At 47.6% G+C, this 18,535-nt stretch carries 20 protein-coding genes; 9 read left to right on the top strand and 11 right to left on the bottom strand.

Annotated elements, in window-relative coordinates; all coding sequences use genetic code 11:
* Positions 1-13: 13 nt before the first annotated feature.
* Both ACIFQN_RS13445 and ACIFQN_RS13440 read right to left on the bottom strand, forming a co-directional pair.
* Entirely contained in the window at positions 14-1,054 is a 1,041-nt protein-coding gene (locus ACIFQN_RS13445; protein WP_429833538.1) for a flavin-containing monooxygenase, read from the bottom strand.
* Positions 1,055-1,245: 191 nt separating this feature from the next.
* Positions 1,246-2,607, bottom strand: coding sequence for a hypothetical protein (locus tag ACIFQN_RS13440; protein ID WP_429833537.1), 1,362 nt, complete (start codon positions 2,605-2,607; stop codon positions 1,246-1,248).
* 284 nt (positions 2,608-2,891) lie between these two features.
* Here ACIFQN_RS13440 and ACIFQN_RS13435 point away from each other — a divergent pair, with 284 nt between their 5' ends.
* From ACIFQN_RS13435 to ACIFQN_RS13425, 3 genes are read left to right on the top strand one after another with little or no spacing between them, the layout of a single operon-like run.
* A complete protein-coding gene (locus ACIFQN_RS13435) occupies positions 2,892-3,896 on the top strand; it encodes a permease (RefSeq protein WP_429833536.1) in 1,005 nt (334 codons plus the stop codon).
* 14 nt (positions 3,897-3,910) lie between these two features.
* A complete protein-coding gene (locus ACIFQN_RS13430) occupies positions 3,911-4,948 on the top strand; it encodes a TIGR03943 family putative permease subunit (protein ID WP_429833535.1) in 1,038 nt (345 codons plus the stop codon).
* Positions 4,949-4,973: 25 nt separating this feature from the next.
* A complete protein-coding gene (locus ACIFQN_RS13425) occupies positions 4,974-5,426 on the top strand; it encodes a GNAT family N-acetyltransferase (RefSeq protein WP_429833534.1) in 453 nt (150 codons plus the stop codon).
* A gap of 78 nt (positions 5,427-5,504) precedes the next feature.
* Here the strand turns inward: ACIFQN_RS13425 and ACIFQN_RS13420 are convergent, their stop codons facing one another.
* The 7 genes from ACIFQN_RS13420 to ACIFQN_RS13390 all read right to left on the bottom strand — a co-directional run bounded on the left by ACIFQN_RS13420 (position 5,505) and on the right by ACIFQN_RS13390 (position 11,670).
* On the bottom strand, positions 5,505-6,386 hold the full coding sequence (locus ACIFQN_RS13420; protein WP_429833533.1) for a metal ABC transporter permease: 882 nt from the start codon (positions 6,384-6,386) through the stop codon (positions 5,505-5,507).
* Complete coding sequence (locus ACIFQN_RS13415) at positions 6,383-7,735, bottom strand: metal ABC transporter permease (RefSeq protein ID WP_429833532.1); 1,353 nt, start codon at positions 7,733-7,735, stop codon at positions 6,383-6,385. Before ACIFQN_RS13415 ends, ACIFQN_RS13420 begins: the two co-directional genes overlap by 4 nt.
* On the bottom strand, positions 7,732-8,520 hold the full coding sequence (locus ACIFQN_RS13410) for a metal ABC transporter ATP-binding protein (RefSeq protein WP_429833531.1): 789 nt from the start codon (positions 8,518-8,520) through the stop codon (positions 7,732-7,734). The genes ACIFQN_RS13415 and ACIFQN_RS13410 overlap by 4 nt, the downstream gene beginning before the upstream one ends.
* Before the next feature lie 30 nt (positions 8,521-8,550).
* Positions 8,551-9,504: a metal ABC transporter solute-binding protein, Zn/Mn family gene (locus tag ACIFQN_RS13405; RefSeq protein WP_429833530.1), complete on the bottom strand. Its 954-nt coding sequence runs from the start codon at positions 9,502-9,504 to the stop codon at positions 8,551-8,553.
* A gap of 221 nt (positions 9,505-9,725) precedes the next feature.
* Positions 9,726-10,112 (bottom strand): SET domain-containing protein, encoded by a 387-nt coding sequence (locus ACIFQN_RS13400; RefSeq protein WP_429833529.1) that lies wholly within the window; start codon positions 10,110-10,112, stop codon positions 9,726-9,728.
* A gap of 104 nt (positions 10,113-10,216) precedes the next feature.
* Positions 10,217-10,867 carry a response regulator gene (locus ACIFQN_RS13395; RefSeq protein WP_429833528.1) on the bottom strand — a complete coding sequence of 217 codons (651 nt, stop codon included), beginning with the start codon at positions 10,865-10,867 and terminating at the stop codon, positions 10,217-10,219.
* On the bottom strand, positions 10,864-11,670 hold the full coding sequence (locus ACIFQN_RS13390; protein WP_429833527.1) for a sensor histidine kinase: 807 nt from the start codon (positions 11,668-11,670) through the stop codon (positions 10,864-10,866). Before ACIFQN_RS13390 ends, ACIFQN_RS13395 begins: the two co-directional genes overlap by 4 nt.
* A gap of 107 nt (positions 11,671-11,777) precedes the next feature.
* On the opposite strand from ACIFQN_RS13390, the gene thiD reads away from it, so the two are divergent.
* Entirely contained in the window at positions 11,778-12,572 is a 795-nt protein-coding gene (thiD, locus tag ACIFQN_RS13385; RefSeq protein WP_429833526.1) for a bifunctional hydroxymethylpyrimidine kinase/phosphomethylpyrimidine kinase, read from the top strand.
* 74 nt (positions 12,573-12,646) lie between these two features.
* Here thiD and ACIFQN_RS13380 read toward each other — a convergent pair whose 3' ends face one another.
* Entirely contained in the window at positions 12,647-13,975 is a 1,329-nt protein-coding gene (locus tag ACIFQN_RS13380) for a DUF4179 domain-containing protein (protein WP_429833525.1), read from the bottom strand.
* Positions 13,976-13,980: 5 nt separating this feature from the next.
* Positions 13,981-14,505, bottom strand: a complete 525-nt coding sequence (locus ACIFQN_RS13375) for a sigma-70 family RNA polymerase sigma factor (RefSeq protein WP_429833524.1) — start codon at positions 14,503-14,505, stop codon at positions 13,981-13,983.
* A gap of 137 nt (positions 14,506-14,642) precedes the next feature.
* On the opposite strand from ACIFQN_RS13375, the gene ACIFQN_RS13370 reads away from it, so the two are divergent.
* The 5 genes from ACIFQN_RS13370 to ACIFQN_RS13350 all read left to right on the top strand — a co-directional run bounded on the left by ACIFQN_RS13370 (position 14,643) and on the right by ACIFQN_RS13350 (position 18,455).
* Complete coding sequence (locus tag ACIFQN_RS13370) at positions 14,643-14,855, top strand: hypothetical protein (protein WP_429833523.1); 213 nt, start codon at positions 14,643-14,645, stop codon at positions 14,853-14,855.
* 79 nt (positions 14,856-14,934) lie between these two features.
* Positions 14,935-16,008 (top strand): spore photoproduct lyase, encoded by a 1,074-nt coding sequence (gene splB, locus ACIFQN_RS13365; protein ID WP_429833522.1) that lies wholly within the window; start codon positions 14,935-14,937, stop codon positions 16,006-16,008.
* 148 nt (positions 16,009-16,156) lie between these two features.
* Positions 16,157-16,798: a deoxynucleoside kinase gene (locus tag ACIFQN_RS13360; protein ID WP_429833521.1), complete on the top strand. Its 642-nt coding sequence runs from the start codon at positions 16,157-16,159 to the stop codon at positions 16,796-16,798.
* Between the two features lie 43 nt (positions 16,799-16,841).
* Entirely contained in the window at positions 16,842-17,528 is a 687-nt protein-coding gene (locus tag ACIFQN_RS13355) for a deoxynucleoside kinase (RefSeq protein ID WP_429833520.1), read from the top strand.
* 189 nt (positions 17,529-17,717) lie between these two features.
* Positions 17,718-18,455: a class I SAM-dependent methyltransferase gene (locus ACIFQN_RS13350; RefSeq protein WP_429833519.1), complete on the top strand. Its 738-nt coding sequence runs from the start codon at positions 17,718-17,720 to the stop codon at positions 18,453-18,455.
* Positions 18,456-18,535 lie beyond the last annotated feature (80 nt).

The following is an 18,535-nucleotide window of genomic DNA, read 5'->3' as shown; positions in this document are numbered from 1 at the left end:
AATGATACCTCCTCTATAGTTTTGTTGCCAAGTAAGCTGCATCGTAACCGACTCCTGCCATGAGAGCAGAGCGGCGGCTGTGCTGCCAGGGAAGACCGAGGAAAAAAAGTCCCGGCACCGGTGACACTCCCCGCTGGTGAACTGGCAGTCCTTCTTCATTTAATGCTTGCGGGATGTTCAGCCATTCATACCTTGCCCGAAATCCTGTTGCCCAGATGATATTGGCAATTTCCGCCTCACTGCCATTTTCAAATGTTGCCTTGTTTCCAGAGATCTGAAGTGTTTTAGGTACCATCCGAATTTGTCCGGCCTTTTCCAGATGGCGTAATTCGGCCTGGTATCCAAAGATAGGGTCTGGCATTTTGCTCAGGCGTGCTCCTAACCACGATGTGACCGGAGCGGTTAGCACCCCAAATGCCCGCAAGTAATCAAAAATAGTTTTTCCAAAAATGGAGATTGGCAGAAATGAACGGGTTTGCCCCATCGAAAAAACAACTGGCCTGTTGGAGGCAAGCTCTACGGCAATCTGTGCACCTGAGTTGCCACTCCCTATTACCAGTACGGGCCCTTCTTTTAATTGCTGCTCGTTTTTGTAGTGGGCCGTATGCACCTGTAAGATACCTTCTGCCAGATTAGACGCAATCGGAGGCAGGTAAGGAGTATGGAAAGGACCTGTAGCCACGACGATATTTCTGGTGTGAAAAACCTCGTCTTTCGTAGTAACGGCAAAGCCGGTATCCGTTTTCTTTACCCGAACAACAACTGTTTCTAATTGGACTGGCAATTGGTAATGCTGGGCGTACATTTCTAAATAGTTTGCTGCTTCATCCTTAGTGGGCAATCCATCTCGGTCTCCAGGGAAGGGGAGGCCCGGCAAATCGCAATAGCGGCGGGGAGTAAACAAAACGAGTGAATCATATCGCTCACGCCAACTGTCGCCAATCTGTCTGTTTTGTTCCAAAAGGAGAAAACGGCGTTGATCCTTCTTTAAAAAATAACCGATAGCGAGGCCAGCTTGACCTGCTCCAATGACGATTACGTCGTAGTCGTTCATCTAAAACGCCTTCTTTCCGTCGGTTTACAACTAAATAATACCATAAACATTTTAATATTCAAGTAATCGTTTGAATGTTATTTGAAAAAAAGACCGCTATTTGCCTGAAGCGGTCTTCTTTGGCCTATTTTCCTGTATCAAAAGCATATGAAAATCATGATTGTCATTAGGCTTTAGTGAAAAAAGCATGGTCAGCTTGCAGAGCGCGTGTAAATTCGGTGGGGCGTCAAATCTCCACGATGGCGCACATAGAGGGGGCCCCAGGAAGGATTGGCATCGTGCATGTTTTTCAACAGACCAGTCATACCTGAAAATGCGGTTTCGACAGGCACATCACCTGCAATCGCACTGGTAACGGCTGCTGCAACCACATGGGCTGCATACATGCCAGATACAATGCAATCTTGAACAGTAGCCGTACTGACTAGATGAGCTCGTATTTCCGCGGTAATTCTCTCATCATGATTGTTCCAGTTTTGGATATCCCCGAGGGCGTGTCCTTCTAGGCTCATGAGCCGAGTCTGAGTGATCGCACGCGCTACAATACCTGCGGACTGCTTGACTACCTCAGCATCTACTTTTAATCTGCCTAACTGAATGGAGCCCAGGTCCTTGTCTGTTTCTTCTTGCAGGGCGTCTGCCCAATCGGTAGCGTTGTCAAATTGTAGCAAACGGACGGTTTCGGCGGCCAAATAGCCTCGTAAAATATCGGCAGGGTGGGGATCATTCTGTGAGCCAGTATTACGAAGAACTGGTTTACCGGTGTACGCTTGATTTAGTCCTCGGAAATATCCGATTAATCCGATGCCTGCCGCAGGTCCCGTATTTAATATCCCGAGGACATCGGAGGCAGTCTCATCAAGGCGCAGGGACCAATAATCGGCCAGGAATCGATTGTCCAGCGCATTCCATAGAGCATCATAAACAGTTTGCTGCAATTCACCCAAAAGTCCGGTGTCAGCGTGCAGAATATCGTGTCCTGCTGTTTCGTGACCGAGTGCGGCCCACGCCAACAGTCCATGGCGGGCATTCGCCGGTGGCAGATTAACAATCCCGGTGTTGAGGCCAAAATGAGCAGCTGCCTCTACAGTCCACGTGTAAGGACCATAGTGTGGCCGTCCCCATTTTACGAGGGGAGCGATCAAGCTCTGATCGGGAGGCTTGATTCCTTTTCTGTCTTCCTCGCTTAAAAAGCCGTCATACAAATCACTAACCACTTCCTGAAAAGCATCTGTCGCTTCTTTTTCGTACCCTTCTTTGTTTTGCAAGATGGCTTGGGCAATATCGCAAAAAAGCCCTGCCTCCCGCTCTTTCTGCGGGTCACGTCGGAGCATGTTGGTAAACCCGGATTCAGAGAGCTTGTCCAATGCTTGCATAAACGGATGGTATACATGTTCACGGTAAAGCGGGGGAAGAGATTCGGCTGCGTCATGTAAACGATCGTACAGGGAGTGAAATTCGGTGGGATCTTGAGGGCCTGTATTGTCGTCCAAGGCAGCTCTCGTTACGTCTTCCATGCTCGTTTGCAGATGGCGAAAATCAGGATGGTTCATGCGTGACGCCTCCTATCGTTCAGAGTGATGTGGCTCTGGACACCGGGTTACGTCAAATCATGTGTGAGCGGCTAGTTTGGGGACTCGCCTCATTTCCCAGTGGAATGGAGAGAAGTGGCAGGAAGTGTGGTGTGTTTCTCTATTATAAAATGGTTGAACTGGAAAAAAAAGCCCGCGGAGATAGGCGATTAGTCACAAAATTAGGATTTATAAGCAGGATTTTTGCTATTTCGTATATAATTAGGAATGATAACGATTTACGTATTGAAAAGGAGGAAGTTTGTTTGCTCGCGAAAATCCGGCATTTTTTCGTAGAGATTCTCGGGGCGCTCATTCTTGGACTTGCTGTTGTCGTTTTGACGGTCAACGGAAATGCCACCGTATTCTCGGGCTGGAAAATAGAATGGTCCCCTCATTGGTTAGATGTAAAAACATTTTTTCTCAGTATTGTTTTAGAAGCCATCCCCTTTGTATTGTTGGGCGTATTTTTTTCAGCCTTCATTCAGACATTTATCACGGAGGAACAGGTGCGGCGCTGGACTCCTAAAAGGATGGTGATCGCATTGCCATTTGCGGGATTGCTCGGATTCCTGTTCCCCGTCTGTGAATGTGCGATCATCCCCGTAGTTCGGCGATTGATCCAAAAAGGGATGCCGCTTCCTGTCGGGATTGTCTTTTTATTGGCAGGGCCTATCGTGAATCCTGTCGTGCTGTCTTCGACCTATATCGCATTTTCACGTCAGCCCGATATTGCCCTGTATCGCGGGGTGGCTGGTTTTCTCGTTGCCGTAATCGTCGGTTTGCTCGTTTATTTATTTGTGAAGAAGAATCCGCTGCGCTTGGGGATGGAAGCGCAAATCAGACATGAGGCAGCCCATACGGAGGCGATGCGCGGAAAGCTGTCAGCGACATTCTCGCACGCCGTTGACGAATTTTTTGATATGGGGAAATATTTGTTGTTCGGGGCTTTTGTAAGTGCGTTGCTGCAGGTTTTCGTCAGTAGAGAGCTACTTGTAGATATTGGCCAGACGCCACTTACGTCTAATCTTGTAATGATGGGGATGGCTTATTTGTTTTCGCTGTGCTCAGAGGCAGATGCCTTTATCGCAGCTTCCTTCTCCAATACGTTCCATAGCAGCTCATTACTTGCTTTTCTCGTCTTTGGCCCCATGCTGGATTTTAAAACAACATTGATGCTGCTCAGTACGTTCCGCTTTGGTTTCGTCATCAAGCTCGTCGTTGCCGTTACGATTCTCGTGCTCGCAGTTACGATGCTCATGCCGGTCTAATAAGGGGGGAAAACATGGATCACGTTCATTTGAAGCGTCACTATCTGATACGAAGTGTCATTTTGACAGGATTTACTTTGCTATTAGCCTATTTGGTTGTGACCGAAAAGCTAAGCCATTATCTAGCTCCCAGGTTGCACATGTTTAGCTATGTAACATTGGGCATCTTAGCTTTGTTAACGATCGTTAGTATTCGACAAGCACTTGTGGGTGCGAGTGCCTATGATTGTGAGTGTGACGATGTACATAAGGTACCGCGATCTCCTTGGACGTCCATTGTCGTGTATGGATTGTTTATTTTACCGCTAGCCATGGGGTTTTTGATGCCTGATAAAATTTTGGGGAGCGCGGTCGCGGAAAAGCGGGGAATTACGCTTTTGAGCAGTGATGTTCGAAAGCTGGCGGAGGTTGCGGTCGCTACAGAGTCGACAGAGCAGTCGGCTCAAGAAGGGGATGTTACCGTAGAACAGAAGACTAAGAAGCAAGGAGATACGAGGTCCGCAACAGAAGGCGAAAAAGAGGATTCAACAGGGCAAGAGGAGAATGAGAGTCAAAATGAAAAGGGAGCCAATCCACCTGAGACTTTAGACGAAGCACAGATTCGAAAACGTTTTGATACGAATGGATTTGGCGATTTTTATACGGATATGGCGGTATCCTTGTATAAACAACCGGTCATCTCGCTCGATGATAAAGTGTTTCTCGACGGTTTGACTACGATAGAGCTGTACGCCAAGGAATTCGCAGGCAAAGAATTGGAGACCCTCGGGTTTGTATATCGTCAACCTGATTTTACTGCCCAGCAATTTGTCGTAGCGAGATTTTCAGTTTCCTGCTGCACCGCGGATGCCAGTGTGTTTGGCATTTTGGTGGAAAAGCCGGACAGCAGCAAGTGGGCAAAAGATAGCTGGGTGAAGGTTCGCGGGAAGATCGAAATAAGAAAAGTTGACGGCTACGAAATGCTGGTACTGAAAGCAAACCACGTAGAGCCAGTTAAAGCACCGAAAGACCCGTATGTCTATTATAGTTACGATGCAGCCTCCAATAGCTAAGGAAACAAGGAAGGGAGAAGTAAAAATGATTCAATCGCTTGCTATTACGAATCAAGATACGGTACAACAAATATGGATCTTGCAACAAGCCTCCTATCGAGTGGAAGCCCAACTAATCGGCTGGGACGATCTCCCTCCGCTGCGTGAATCAGTCGATGATCTGATGAATTGCCAAGAGACGTTTGTAGGCTACACGGAGGGCAGAGAGCTGGCAGGAGCGATTTCTTTTAAGCTTGAGGGTACGACATTGGATATTCACCGGATGATGGTGCACCCTGATCACTTTCGCAAAGGAATTGCCAGCAAATTACTTCAGCATGTGGAAAAGACACAACCGGACTGGCAGAAAATGATTGTGTCCACGGGAGCATTGAACGAACCTGCGATCAAGCTGTATCAACGCCATGGCTTTCGAGTGGTTGAGCAAAAAGCAGTGGCGCCGGGCCTTGAGCTTTCCTTTTTGGAAAAGTTACCTTAAATCGTGTATGTGTTCATCTAAATGAAAAAAGGACCTGTCTGGGTCCTTTTTTGATCATCGATGTATTCATTGTTTATTTTACAGCTCGCCTATACTTACTTTTCGACGGGCTATTGCTTTGACAATCATGCCGTGACGAGGAGAAAAGAAAAACGCGAGCAGGAAGAGCAGGCCAGCTACGGTGGTCATGGCGCCAGCAATCGAACTGTCCAGGAGCGAGGCGAGGACGTAGCCGAATACTGCTGAAAGAACACCCACCGCCATACTGATGAGTAGCATCAGATGCAATCGATCTGTCAACAGATAAGCTGTGGCACTGGGGACGACGAGCATGGCTACAACCAGAATAGCCCCCACACTTTCAAAAGCGGCAACCGTGGTGAGTGAAACGAGCGTCATCAAAAGGTAGTGAAAGAGAACAACTGGGATTCCGATGGCAGCTGCCAGTGCGGGATCAAAGCTGCACAATTTGAATTGTTTAAAAAACAAGCCAATGATCAAGAGGCTGAATAGAAAGACACTGCCCACGCCCCACAAAGCACGAGGCCCCATGTCAATGCCGCCCCATTGCCATGTATCCCATGGAACATAAGCAATCTCTCCATACAGGACACAATCCAGATCGAGATCCACTTGATTTGTGTAGAGGGAGACGAGCACTACCCCTACAGAAAACAAGGTAGTAAAAGTAACACCGATAGCCGCATCTGACTTCACACCGCTTTGGTGCAGGAGTTGGACGATAAAAACGGTAATGAGCCCGATCAGGGCAGCGCCGATCAGCATGGGCAAAATTTCTCGACTTCCACTAAACAAAAAGGCGATGACGATCCCAGGAAGGATAGCGTGACTGATAGCGTCTCCCAACATGGCCATTCGGCGCAAGATCAAGAAACAACCGAGAAAACCGCACGAAGCTGCGACCAATGCACCCGTCAGGATGATCAAAAATGTATTCACAGGGACAAACCTCCTTGGTTCGAGGGGTGCAACATGCGAGAGACTCCGCCATGTGTCGGAAGCTCGGGTGTCAAGTCGTATGCTTTCAATTGAGAGAGCATTAGTGACAGTGCTTCACTGGATAGCTGTGGCGCGAGCTCCTCCTGATTCAAATCAATCTCCAGGTCGTGATATTGATTCTGATTCATATGGTATACATCCCACAATCGTTGATTGAGTACGAGGCGGTGTGCAGTTTGCAAACCATCAGGTGTAAACGTCCAAAACGCATCCACTTGTGTTTGAGATCGCCCTGATACCAATCGCTTCTTTTCCAGATCCCTTAGAGCTTTGTGTACGATTGTGGTTCTTTTTCCGCATTTTTGTGCCAAATTGGTAGCGTTAAAACCGTGATAGACGCTAGTTGGCCGACTCTTGATCTGTTCTTCCAGCCGTTCGTACAGTGCTTGCATAACGTCTTCTTGTAAAACTTTGTTGCGCATGCGTAAATAGCGTACAAGGCGAGCAAGAACGCCACGGTGGGGAGAGAAGAGCAACGAAATCAAGAAAAAAGCGGTCGCTGAGAGGACGATGGTCGGACCAGTAGGCAGGTTTTCCTGTTGCGTGCTGATCAAGGTACCTAATACGCCGCTAAAAGCACCAAAGATACCCGAGAGCACGACCATCCTGCTAAGTTTATTTGTCCAGTAGCGTGCGGTAACAGCCGGAGCAATCAGCATGGCTGCTACGAGCACCACGCCCACAGCCTGAAGCCCAATGACGACAGACATGAGCAGCATGACCATCAAGAGTCCATCGAGGACGCCCATAGGAAAGCCTAAACCTCTGCCAAATCCAGGGTCAAATGAGAGGAGGGTGAACTCCTTGAACAACAATGCAGTGGCAATGATTAGTACAGCAGCTACAATCATGATCGTAATGACATCACTGGAAACAAGAGAAGCCGCTTGCCCGAATAAAAATTTGTCCAGACCGCTCTGATTACCGCTCGCACTGTGCTGAATAAAGGTTAGGAGAACGATCCCAATCCCAAAAAAGACGGATAAGGTAAGGGCCAGTGATGTATCTTCTTTTATTCGTGTATGACGAGAAATCGCAGTGATGCAATAGGTAGCCAAAAGTCCCGCAATGCCAGCTCCAATGAGAAAGAGTCCGATCGATTTAGATCCCGTCAGCAGATAGACGAGGCAGACACCTGGCAGAGCAGCGTGTGCCAAGGCGTCACCGACGAGAGAGCGTCCGCGCAAAAACGCAAAAGAGCCCAATATTCCACTGCTAATGCCAAGTAATACACAACCCATCAAAACCCACTGAGTATTCGGATCTTGCAGGGCTAACCAAATATTCATGGCACGATCTCCTCCTTTGCAGATGAGCTAGTGAGCAGCACTTGATTACCGAGGACATGGAGACGACCTCCGTATGTTTTTTGCAAATTGTCTGAGGTGAATGCCTCCTGCGTAGGTCCAGCGGCTATGACACGGCGGTTCAGTAAAATCACCCAGTCGAAATACTCTTCTACGGTTTGCAAATCATGGTGCACGACCAGTACTGTTTTTTTCTGCTGCTTCAATTCATTCAGCAGAAGTATGATCGCTTTTTCAGTAGCAGCATCTACACCAGCAAATGGTTCATCCATAAAGTAAAGCTGTGCTTCCTGTGCCAGTGCTCGTGCAAGAAAGACACGCTGCTGCTGACCACCGGAGAGCTGGCTGATCTGGCGGGTCGCGTAGTCAGCCATTCCGACTTTTTTGAGACATTCCATCGCAAACTCACGATCAGCCTTGCTCGGACGGCGGAACCAACCCAGACGGCCGTATCGTCCCATCAGTACGACATCTAAAGCGTCGGTAGGAAAATCCCAATCTACGGATTCACGCTGTGGAACGTAGCCGACCAGCTTTCTTTGCTGTTTATAAGGTTTGCCGTAGATTTGCGTCTCACCGGAGGCGATCGGAATCAAGCCCTGAACAGCTTTGATAAAGGTGGATTTGCCGGCCCCATTTGGTCCGATGATCCCAATGAGTTTTCCCTCGGGAACCTCCACATGAACACTTCTTAGAACGGGTTTCTTTTGATAAGCGACGGTCAAGTCCCGCACACGAAGCGGGGCGATAGTTGTTGCATAAGACATGTCTACTCATCCTTTCTTCTAGGTAACTTTCTATTTCAAGGCGTTCACGATTGTGTCTACATTGTGCTTTACCATTCCGATATACGTACCTTCTGGTGTACCTGGAGCACCCATTGCATCGGAGAATAGCTCGCCGCCAATTGAGACCACATGATTTTTCGCGGCTGCTCCCTGCACCACAGCTTCTATCGAGCGCTTAGGTACAGATGATTCTACAAAGACGGCTTTGATTTGACGCGCAACGAGAGTGTCTACCAAGCTTTGGACATCCTTTAAGCCGTATTCGGAAGCTGTGCTGATACCTTGCAGGCCGAGCACTTCCACATCGTAAGCGTGACCGAAGTATTGGAAGGCGTCATGGGCAGTAACGAGTACACGCTGTTCCTTTGGAATGGTGTCTAGTTGTATTCTCGCGTAATCGTCGAGTTTTTTTAACTCAGCTAAATACTTTTCTGCATTCGCCGTATACGTGTCTTTGTTTGCCGAATCGAAGACGATCAAATCATCTCTTACCTGCTCAACAGACTTCATCCACAAAGAAACATCGAACCATACGTGGGGGTCAGGATTATCCGGGGAGGCTGGGTCAGAGAGCAGATTGTCTTTGGTCAGCTTGGCAGTGACGGGTTTGACCGGTTTTGTTTTGCCCATTTTTTCAAAAATATCAATCATCTTTCCTTCCAAATGTTGTCCGGAGTAAAAAATGATATCTGCGTTGTCAATCCGTTTAATATCGCCCTCGGAAGCTTTGTATAAATGAGGGTCTACGCCCGCTCCCATTAATTGAATGACCTCTACATGCTCACCGCCCACCTCATTCACAATGTCAGCGACCATGCCTGTAGTCGTTGTGACCTTCCACTTTCCATCTGGGGCCGCAGGGGTTGAGCTATTGCCGCTAGCACAACCTGCTACGATCAATGAAGTGGTAAGTACTGCCGTCAAAAAGCGTATATTCCAAAAAGAGCGATATGTAGATTTCATAGTTTGTCTCTCCTCAAATATTTTTTATTTGCGCATAAATGTTTCCTTGAGGCAACATTATCACAAAAAAATGACATCGCGCAACAGTATTTTCCAAGGACAAAATTAGTTCCTTTGGGCAACTTGTCAGTTGATGTTGGTTGAGGCTGTGAGAGCAGCATATGCAAAAGGCAGGTGAATGTGTCACCTGCCTGCTTGTGTAAAAACGGTATTTGTTTTTGTTACTTACTTTCTTCTTCATAAAACCAGAGGGGGTCATCACAATCGACATCACCATTGTAGTTGATCAGGATTTCTTCTCCTGCCACGATGTCCGTATACGCGTAAAAATCAAACGTGTGGTTATCAAAGTTAATATCATAGGTGGCATTCGGTGTATAGGAATGATTAAAAAGCATGCCGTATCCGAGGAGAATGGCCGTGTGGTTAGCACCGTATTCAAACGCGTAATCTCCAAGCAATGTTTTCTCGATGTGCTCATGTTCTTCATTCAAATAAGGAAGGACAGGAGCTTGATGAATGAGATCACCTTTTGCGATATTACATGTTGCGAATACGCCTCTATTTAAATCCCCGTTGCTAAGCTTGGAAGTCTTGACTTCGATCATAGAGAATCACCTGCGTTCTTTTGTCTATGGAGTTAATTCCTTTTTAAGAATGACAGTTGATGAAGCTGAAAGCAACCTTTTTTGGTCAAGAATGCGAGCGGGGACTATTTTTTCATGACAAGATGGTGGCGAACCGCATAAGCTGCCAGCTGTACCCGATTGGCCAATTGCAATTTTTCCAAAATATTTTTCAGATGATTCTTGACCGTATTTTCGGCGATGATCAGGGCTTCACTAATTTCTCTATTCGTTTTTCCAGCGCCCACGTAGATGACAATTTCCCGTTCGCGCGGAGTAAGGATATCGGGTACGGTCTCATCCACGTGTTCTTCTTGGCGAAAACGGTAGAGGAGTCTCGTCGCCATCTCACGGGATAGCTCGCTGTCCTCTCCCAGCAGTGCATGAAGATAATTGACCCAATCATCTGGTTCCAAATTTTTTAAGAGGTAGCCTTGCGCACCGAATTGAATGGCGGTAATCAGGTCGGCAACATCATCCGAAATACTGAGGATCACAACTTTTATTTGCGGGAAAGCCTTTTTCACTTCGCGTGTGGCTTCCAGTCCGCTCCACTTGGGCATATTGATATCCATTAAGACGAGATCAGGCTGTAGTTTTCCGCACAGCTCAAAAGCTTCCTCGCCATTTTCCGCTTCACCGATCACTTCAAAAGAAGGATCTGCGTCGAGGAGACTCCGAATCGCCATCCGGGCCATAGGGTGATCGTCTGCAATTAGGACACGGTAACCGTTCATCGCGAATAACCTCCAGAGTGTGAAGTCAGGCTGATTGTGGTGCCACCTTCCTCACGTTTTCGAATATCTAAAACAGCCTGCAGCTGACGGGCTCTTTCATGCATCATAGATAAACCATATTTTTTGGAATCCGCAGACGTATTGGGGATGCCTACTCCATCGTCTTCTACCAAAAGCACCCAATTTCGTGGATCTTCCGTCGTCAGGCGAATCCAGGAGTGGCGCGCCCGGGCGTGTTTGCGGATATTGGCAAACGCTTCTTGAATGATCCCAAATAGCTGGACTTCTTCTGCGGCTGTAAAAAAGTTTTCCTTGATCCGCACCTCGTGCGATACGTCGACTCCGGACAAGGCACTCCATTGGGTCAGCCATTTTTCCAAACGTTGATCAAAGCTTCCTTCCTCGGGGAGGGAGCGCAGATTAAATATCGCCTGACGCACATGGTTGTCGATGGCAGAAACCGCTACGCGGGCGTCGTCCAGATGTCCCTGTTTCAGCTTGACATTGAGGAAAAACAACGATTGGGCAATCCCGTCATGCAGCTCTCTCGCCAGCCGTTCGCGCTCTTCATAAACAGCGCGGCGTGCCTGCTCTTCGACGATCCGGGCATTCATCCGTTTAATCGTGCGGAACATCCACGTGGCAAACAAATAAGAAAGCAAAAGAGTTAAAAGTGTGATGTACACATTCCCCGTCTCCATAGACATATACGGCAACAGGAAGTCATGGCGAACGAATTCAAAGCCACCGATGATAATGGTAGGTATGAGCACGGTCAACCAGTAAAAAATGCGATAAGACATAGGACAATCCCTTCTTTACATGTGGCAATCACTCCTAAGTATACCGAATGGGACAATCGGATGATATACTCGTATGAGAAAAGGTGGAAGGTAGGAGGGAGATTCACATGAGTACAATTGCGAAAGCGTTGACTATAGCAGGTTCGGATAGTGGAGGAGGAGCGGGGATTCAGGCAGACCTGAAGACGTTTCACCAGCTTGGCGTTTACGGGATGAGCGCGATTACCGCGATTACCGCACAAAATACGTTGGGCGTGGCAGGTGTTTATCCTTTGCCTACCGAGGCCGTAGCCCAACAAATGCGCGAGGTGCTGCGAGATCTTGGTGCAGACGCCGCCAAGACGGGGATGCTGTTTGATGCAGCGATCATCAAAGCGGTTTCGGAGGAAATCCATGCATTCGGACTGAAAAAACTGGTCGTCGATCCGGTGATGATTGCCAAAGGGGGAGCAAAGCTCTTGCTCGATGAGGCGATTGCCGCTTTGAAAACACATTTGCTGCCGCTAGCGGAAGTCGTCACGCCCAATTTGCCGGAGGCCGAGTGCTTGACGGGGAAGCTGATCCGAACACCAGAAGAGATGCGCGAGGGTGCACGTGCCATTCATGCGTTGGGTGCCCGCAATGTCCTCATGAAGGGCGGTCATCTGGAGGGCGATACCGTCGTCGATATTTTGTTCGATGGTACTGACTTTTATGAGCTTTCTCACGAGCGTGTCCAAACGCGTCATACGCATGGGACAGGCTGCACCTTTTCTGCTGCACTGACTGCCGAATTGGCGAAAAATACGCAACTAGTCCAAGCGGTAGAAAAGGCAAACCGCTTCATCTTTGAGGCGATCAAGACAGCTCCCCAACTGGGTGGCGGCCACGGACCGACGAATCACTGGGCGGTTGTGGATTGATTGTACGTCTATAATGACAGTTGATTAATAAATGCCCTGACAGGAGCGCGAGCATCTGTAGGGCATTTCGTCGTTTATTTAACCTGAACAGAGAAATCGCCAAGCAGCCGGACTGGATAATTATTTAGCGTAAATTGATAGCTGCTTGGTGCCCCTTTATTCGTCTTGCGCTTGAACAAGTATCCATAGGAATGGGTCGTCTTTTTATTGCCGACTGAAGATGTGCTTTGAACATGCTCGTATTCATTCCCGACGTCATCTGTTAATTCGCTGAGGAGGGAATAATGGCGGTGGAGGTCTTGCTCTTGCACAGCGAGAGTGAAATCCATCCCGACGACATCTTCATTTTGCCGCAGAGCCGTTAGCTGGAGCTGGGAGTCAGGCGCTTTTTCCAGCGTTTGCTGTTTGGCATCAATGACGACCTGCAGCTTGTCTTTGTCAATCGCTCGAATGCCGCTTGCTTTGAGATACAGCTTCTCGGGCTGAACAAAATACATACTTTCCAAATGGTAAACAACGCCATTTGGCCCGTTATCGCGATAAGGGACCCCATTCCCCCAAAAAGCAAAGGTTTGCCCTTTTTCATCGACGAGCCGGAGCTGATCAAAGTCAAAGACGTGCTTGGTATTGTCAGGATCAAAACGGATGCTCACTTCCGTTTGCGTAGGAAAGACGGCGATCTGTTCGATAGTAAAGCGCTGTCCATCTACCTCCACTTGTTTCATGACAGGGTAGACCTTTTCATCCAAAGAAATATATTTGGTCTTGTCGATGGGAAAGGTAACAGACAATGGAGTATCTAGTGCAACGCTATCAATCGCTGGGGTGATTTTTGCGATCAATACTTCCGGGACTTCATTCATTTCACCGACATAAATATCGAGTCGATCGCGAATGACATTTGTTTCATGGAGATCACCGCTCGACCATGAAATTCCATACTCCCAGTTTTTACCTGAAGAATCGAATAGCTCGACGTTACTTACTGACAGCTTATGTTTCTCCTTTGCTTTCATCGTATAAAAAACAAGCATACGCTTTTGATCCATCAAGACTTGATCAATCGTAAAGCTGACTCCGTTGTGGGAGGCACTTGCTCCGATATTTTGCACCATGTCATTTTCAGCGGCCCGTTGCAAGCCTCTGTCATCACTGATCAATTCGACCAGCTTTTCCATTCCCGGAATGTGACTCACGTAAGCTGCTACAGCAGGCGAGAGCTTGATGGAAAAGAACAAGGCTAACAAAAATGAACAAGCTGCAAGTCCACTTCCTAGGCGGACCCAGCGCATTCGACGGCGCTTTTGTTGAAGCTGCTTCGCCTGATGAATTCCATTTCGAATGTATGGATCGATTAGAGGCAAAGCCACTTGCTGATCCACCGTTTGATTGTCTTCCTGCATGCTCTTCACCATCCCTTCCCGAGATCTTTGCGTAGGGCACCCAAAGCCTTATGTAGCCATGTTTTAATCGTTCCTTCTGGTTGACCTAATCCGACAGCAATTTCCCGAATGGTTCGATCTTCAAAATATTTCAGGATAATGACCTGACGATATGTCGGGGTCAATCGGGACAGGGCTTCTTCTATATACACCCGCTCGACGGTTCGGTCATGGAGGTCAGCCTCCCGCTTTTGCTCCTGTGCCAATTTCTGCGGGTCTAAAAGGAGCCGTTTCTGTCGCTTTTGCTCATCAATACAGACGTGGATGAGAATTCGGGTCAGCCACGTACCAAAAAAGGCAGTCTGCTCCAGCCGAGAAAGCTTGAGATAGGAGCGGCAAGTAGCTTCCTGTATCGCTTCCAGGGCATCATTTTCATTGCGCAGGAAGGCGAAAGCGACTTTATACAGTTTTTCTTTTTGTAGACAGATGGCTTGAAAAAAAGCTTCGTCATCTCCGCGTTTGGCTCGTAGGACAAGTTGTTCCAGGTTCACTTTTTCCCCTCCTATAAGATTAGACGCCCGAATCGATAAAACGGTTTTAGAAAAATGGCAGGATATTCGTTTTTTTCGAACCTACAGCCCATCTATTGCTTACAGTAAAGAAAGAGGCGAAAGGGTGGGGCAAATGAATGTGGATCAAATGGGTAACGATACATGAATCGTACGGTCTCCCGAGGGTTGCCCAGGAGTGCCGCAGATTTTTAGAGATAAAGGGAATTCAGGTCAGGCTGCTGTCCAAAAAAACGAAAAGAGCCGGATATCTGTATACGCTGCAAGTACCAATTGAGCAGCAGGAGCAGGCTAAAAAATGGCTGAGCGAATTCAAAAGCACACTGGGGTAGCAACAACCGCCAACCAACCATCTCCTTGCTGCCAGTCCATTCCCGAAAGGCCATACTAGGCTGAGGGGTGAATTTGTTTATGTCAATTACGCTTATGGAAGCACCGGAAAAGGCTGGACAAAAAGCAGCGAAGCTATTCGTGCCGGACTACGTGTTTGTGGAGCCGAATGCCTTGGATTATCCACTGGGACAGGAGCTATATCAGCGTTTCCAACTAGAAGGAATCCCGATGCAAATGACGACCAGCCACAACCAGGTTCGGGGGATTCCTGGTGAGACGGATGTAGAGAAATACCGCAACGCAAAACGGACACTGGTTATTGGTGTAAGGAAAACATTGAAATTCGAGACTTCCAAGCCGTCAGCCGAGTACGCCATCCCGCTGGCAACAGGATGTGCAGCCCACTGTCACTACTGTTATTTAAATACCAATATCGGCTCGAAGCCTTATATTCGCGTATACGTCAATACAGATGAGATCCTCGCTCAAGCCCAAAAGTATATAGCGCAGCGACCGGGAGAGATTACTCGTTTCGAAGCAGCCTGTACCTCAGATCCGGTTAGCATTGAGCACATCACCGGCAATTTAAAGCGAGCGATTGAATTTATGGGGCAGCAGGAGTTTGGGCGCCTGCGATTTGTCACTAAGTTTCATCACGTAGACTCCTTACTGGATGCCAAGCACAACAAGCATACACGCTTTCGCTTCAGTATGAATGCCGATTATGTCATCAAAAATTTTGAACCGGGAACATCCAGCTTCAGTCAACGGCTCGAAGCGGCAGGTAAGGTAGCGAGGGCAGGATATCCGCTCGGCTTTATTTTAGCCCCGCTGTATTGGTTTGAAGGATGGGAAGAGGGATACACGGATTTACTGGAAAGACTTCGTGGGGAGTTGGTTCCTGAGGCGTTGGAGGATTTGACATTTGAGCTCATCCAGCATCGGTTTACCAAAATCGCCAAGAGTTTGATCCTGCAGCGATACCCGAAAACGAAGCTGGAGATGAATGAGGAAGAACGCAAGTACAAGTGGGGCAAGTATGGCAAAGGAAAGTACGTCTATCCTGATATTCGGGCCAAAGCATTGCAAACCCATTTGGAAAGCGAAATTGCGAGATTGTTTCCGCGAGCGCGCGTGGAATATTTTACGTAGAGTCAAAACAATTGCACCGTACAGGAAACTGCTCTGATCGTAGAGCAGTTTTTTCTATTTCGACTAAAATCCAATGGTTTCGACAAAAGTCTGCCTACGTGCTAAAATATGGAGTGCTCTCATTTTCGCGAAAGGATTCGAAGCATACATGAAGTCCATATTGATTACCGTTGAGGGACCCATTGGAATCGGAAAAACTTCTTTGTCACGGGAACTAAGTCGTGCATGTGATCTGCAGCTTTTAGAAGAGATCGTGTACGAAAATCCATTTTTAGGGAAATTTTACGAAAACATTGCGGAATGGAGCTTTCAGCTAGAGATGTTCTTTTTGTGCAATCGTTACAAGCAATTGCAGGATATTCATACCCATTACTTAAAACAAGGCACCTCAGTTGTTTCCGACTACAATATTTTCAAGAATACTATTTTTGCCAAAAGAACATTGATTGGCGATAACCTTCCCAAGTACCTGAAAATCTATGATATCTTGACAGAGGACCTTCCGCAGGCCCATTTAGTGATATATTTGACGGCATCGCTGGATACGGTCATGAAGCGCATTGGGATGCGGGACCGGGAGATAGAGCGGAGCATGGATGTATCTTATATGGAAAATTTGATTGCCGATTATGATGCGTTCATGGACGCTTTTGAAAAGCATCATCCAGACACGCCTGTCATTAAATTTGATTGTGACAACCTGGACTTCGTGCATCGACCAGAAGATCTACGCTATGTACTCGATCGCGTCCAGCCCAAGATTCGTGCGCTCATGGCGCAGCAAGCATAACAATCAATTCGTTTGCAAGTAATGTGAATAAGGAGTTGCGTACATGTCTAGGTTTCAAAACAGCCAAATCCGTGAAAAATACGGGATACCAAACAACGCGGTCATTACCATTGGAGGAACGGTCGGAGTAGGAAAATCCACCTTTACCCATGCTCTGGCTGAGCAGCTAGGTTTTCGTGTTTCCGTCGAAAAAGTGGATAACAATCCTTATTTGGGCCGGTATTACAATGATTTGTCGCGTTGGGGCTTTCATTTGCAGATTTTCTTCTTGGCTGAACGTTTTAAGGAACAAAAAAGAATGTTTGAATATGGCGGGGGGTTTGTTCAGGACCGCTCGATTTATGAGGATACGGGAATTTTTGCCCGGATGCTTTACGAACAAGGGAATATGACAGAAGAAGATTACCGCACTTATACGGAATTATTTGAGGCCATGGTGATGACGCCGTACTTCCCTCATCCTGATGTTCTAATTTATTTAGAAGGCAGCTTCGACGATATCATTGATCGGGTCAAGGAACGTGGACGCCCGATGGAACAGCAGACACCAATCGACTACTGGAAGGATCTGTTTGGACGCTACGAAGAATGGATTCGCTCCTTCCATGCTTGTCCGATTCTGCGGGTCAACATTAATGAGTACGACGTTGTGGAGGATCCAGCGTCCGTAGAAAACATCATTGCGCGTGTAGCTGAAAAAATTCGCATTGGGCGTTCCACACGTCTATAGCATAAAACGACCTTATATAATGAGCACCTCCTAGCCGCAAGTGGACAATAGGGGGTGTTTTTGCGTTGTGTCTAGTCTTGTAGGCTTCACTGGAGGTCTTTTTCTACACTTTCCACAAGGGAAATCGGCTGCGAATAAACCCCTCTGTGGTATAATAGGTGCATCTTGGAAACAAAAAGGAGCTCAGACATGGCAGAAGAATGGTTTGAACGCAGCTTTCGCGAAGATTACGTACTTGTGTATCGGCACCGGGATGACTCGGCAGCAGATGGAGAGATCGCCAATCTGCTTGAACGTTTGCCGATAAAAGACACAGGACGGGTACTTGATCTTTGTTGTGGGAGCGGGCGTCATTCGCGTGCGCTGGCTCGCCGGGGGTATGAAGTGGTTGGGGTGGATTTATCACCTGTCCTTTTGCAACTGGCTGAGGAACAGAACACTTTTCCACAGCTAAGCTTTGCCCGCTGTGACATGCGCAATATTCCCTATCGCGGCGAATTTGATATCGTCGTCAATTTATTCACCAGCTTTGGCTATTTCTCTTCGGATGAGGAAAATGCGTCGGTCATCCGCAATATGGCGCAGGCTCTTAGAACAGAAGGCGAAGTCATTATTGATTATTTGAATCCCGCTTACGTAACCGCTCATCTGGTACCGCAATCCACCAAAGAAGTTGGCGGTATGTTGATTGAAGAAAAGCGTTGGATTCAGGATGGATTTGTAAAAAAACGGATTATGATCAACGAAGCTGCGACTAAGGAGCCGCGCGAGTATCTCGAACAAGTTCGTTTATTTCAAGTGGAACAGATGATTGCGATGCTCGAGCAAGCAGGGTTCGGACAGATTCAGGTGTTTGGCAACTATCAGTTCGAAGAGTATGTCGCAAGCGAATCTCCTCGCATGATTTTCTATGCGATCAAGCAGTAAGAGAACGCGGATAAGCGTGACTAACCGTTGCGTCTGGTGAATATGATGGTGTTATCACCAATTATCGGACAAAAGGGGGG

The sequence above is a fragment of the Brevibacillus sp. NRS-1366 genome (genome assembly GCF_050467985.1).
The sequence above is the reverse complement of the archived record's forward strand: the minus strand, read 5'-3'. Positions and strand labels throughout refer to the sequence as shown.

Coding starts and splice junctions, on each gene's coding strand:
- ACIFQN_RS13445 (WP_429833538.1), bottom strand. CDS start 1,054: ATGAACGACTACGACGTAATCGTCATTGGAGCAGGTCAAGCTGGCCTC.
- ACIFQN_RS13440 (WP_429833537.1), bottom strand. CDS start 2,607: ATGAACCATCCTGATTTTCGCCATCTGCAAACGAGCATGGAAGACGTA.
- ACIFQN_RS13430 (WP_429833535.1), top strand. CDS start 3,911: ATGGATCACGTTCATTTGAAGCGTCACTATCTGATACGAAGTGTCATT.
- ACIFQN_RS13425 (WP_429833534.1), top strand. CDS start 4,974: ATGATTCAATCGCTTGCTATTACGAATCAAGATACGGTACAACAAATA.
- ACIFQN_RS13415 (WP_429833532.1), bottom strand. CDS start 7,735: ATGAATATTTGGTTAGCCCTGCAAGATCCGAATACTCAGTGGGTTTTG.
- ACIFQN_RS13410 (WP_429833531.1), bottom strand. CDS start 8,520: ATGTCTTATGCAACAACTATCGCCCCGCTTCGTGTGCGGGACTTGACC.
- ACIFQN_RS13405 (WP_429833530.1), bottom strand. CDS start 9,504: ATGAAATCTACATATCGCTCTTTTTGGAATATACGCTTTTTGACGGCA.
- ACIFQN_RS13400 (WP_429833529.1), bottom strand. CDS start 10,112: ATGATCGAAGTCAAGACTTCCAAGCTTAGCAACGGGGATTTAAATAGA.
- ACIFQN_RS13395 (WP_429833528.1), bottom strand. CDS start 10,867: ATGAACGGTTACCGTGTCCTAATTGCAGACGATCACCCTATGGCCCGG.
- ACIFQN_RS13390 (WP_429833527.1), bottom strand. CDS start 11,670: ATGTCTTATCGCATTTTTTACTGGTTGACCGTGCTCATACCTACCATT.
- thiD (WP_429833526.1), top strand. CDS start 11,778: ATGAGTACAATTGCGAAAGCGTTGACTATAGCAGGTTCGGATAGTGGA.
- ACIFQN_RS13380 (WP_429833525.1), bottom strand. CDS start 13,975: ATGCAGGAAGACAATCAAACGGTGGATCAGCAAGTGGCTTTGCCTCTA.
- ACIFQN_RS13370 (WP_429833523.1), top strand. CDS start 14,643: ATGTGGATCAAATGGGTAACGATACATGAATCGTACGGTCTCCCGAGG.
- splB (WP_429833522.1), top strand. CDS start 14,935: ATGTCAATTACGCTTATGGAAGCACCGGAAAAGGCTGGACAAAAAGCA.
- ACIFQN_RS13360 (WP_429833521.1), top strand. CDS start 16,157: ATGAAGTCCATATTGATTACCGTTGAGGGACCCATTGGAATCGGAAAA.
- ACIFQN_RS13355 (WP_429833520.1), top strand. CDS start 16,842: ATGTCTAGGTTTCAAAACAGCCAAATCCGTGAAAAATACGGGATACCA.
- ACIFQN_RS13350 (WP_429833519.1), top strand. CDS start 17,718: ATGGCAGAAGAATGGTTTGAACGCAGCTTTCGCGAAGATTACGTACTT.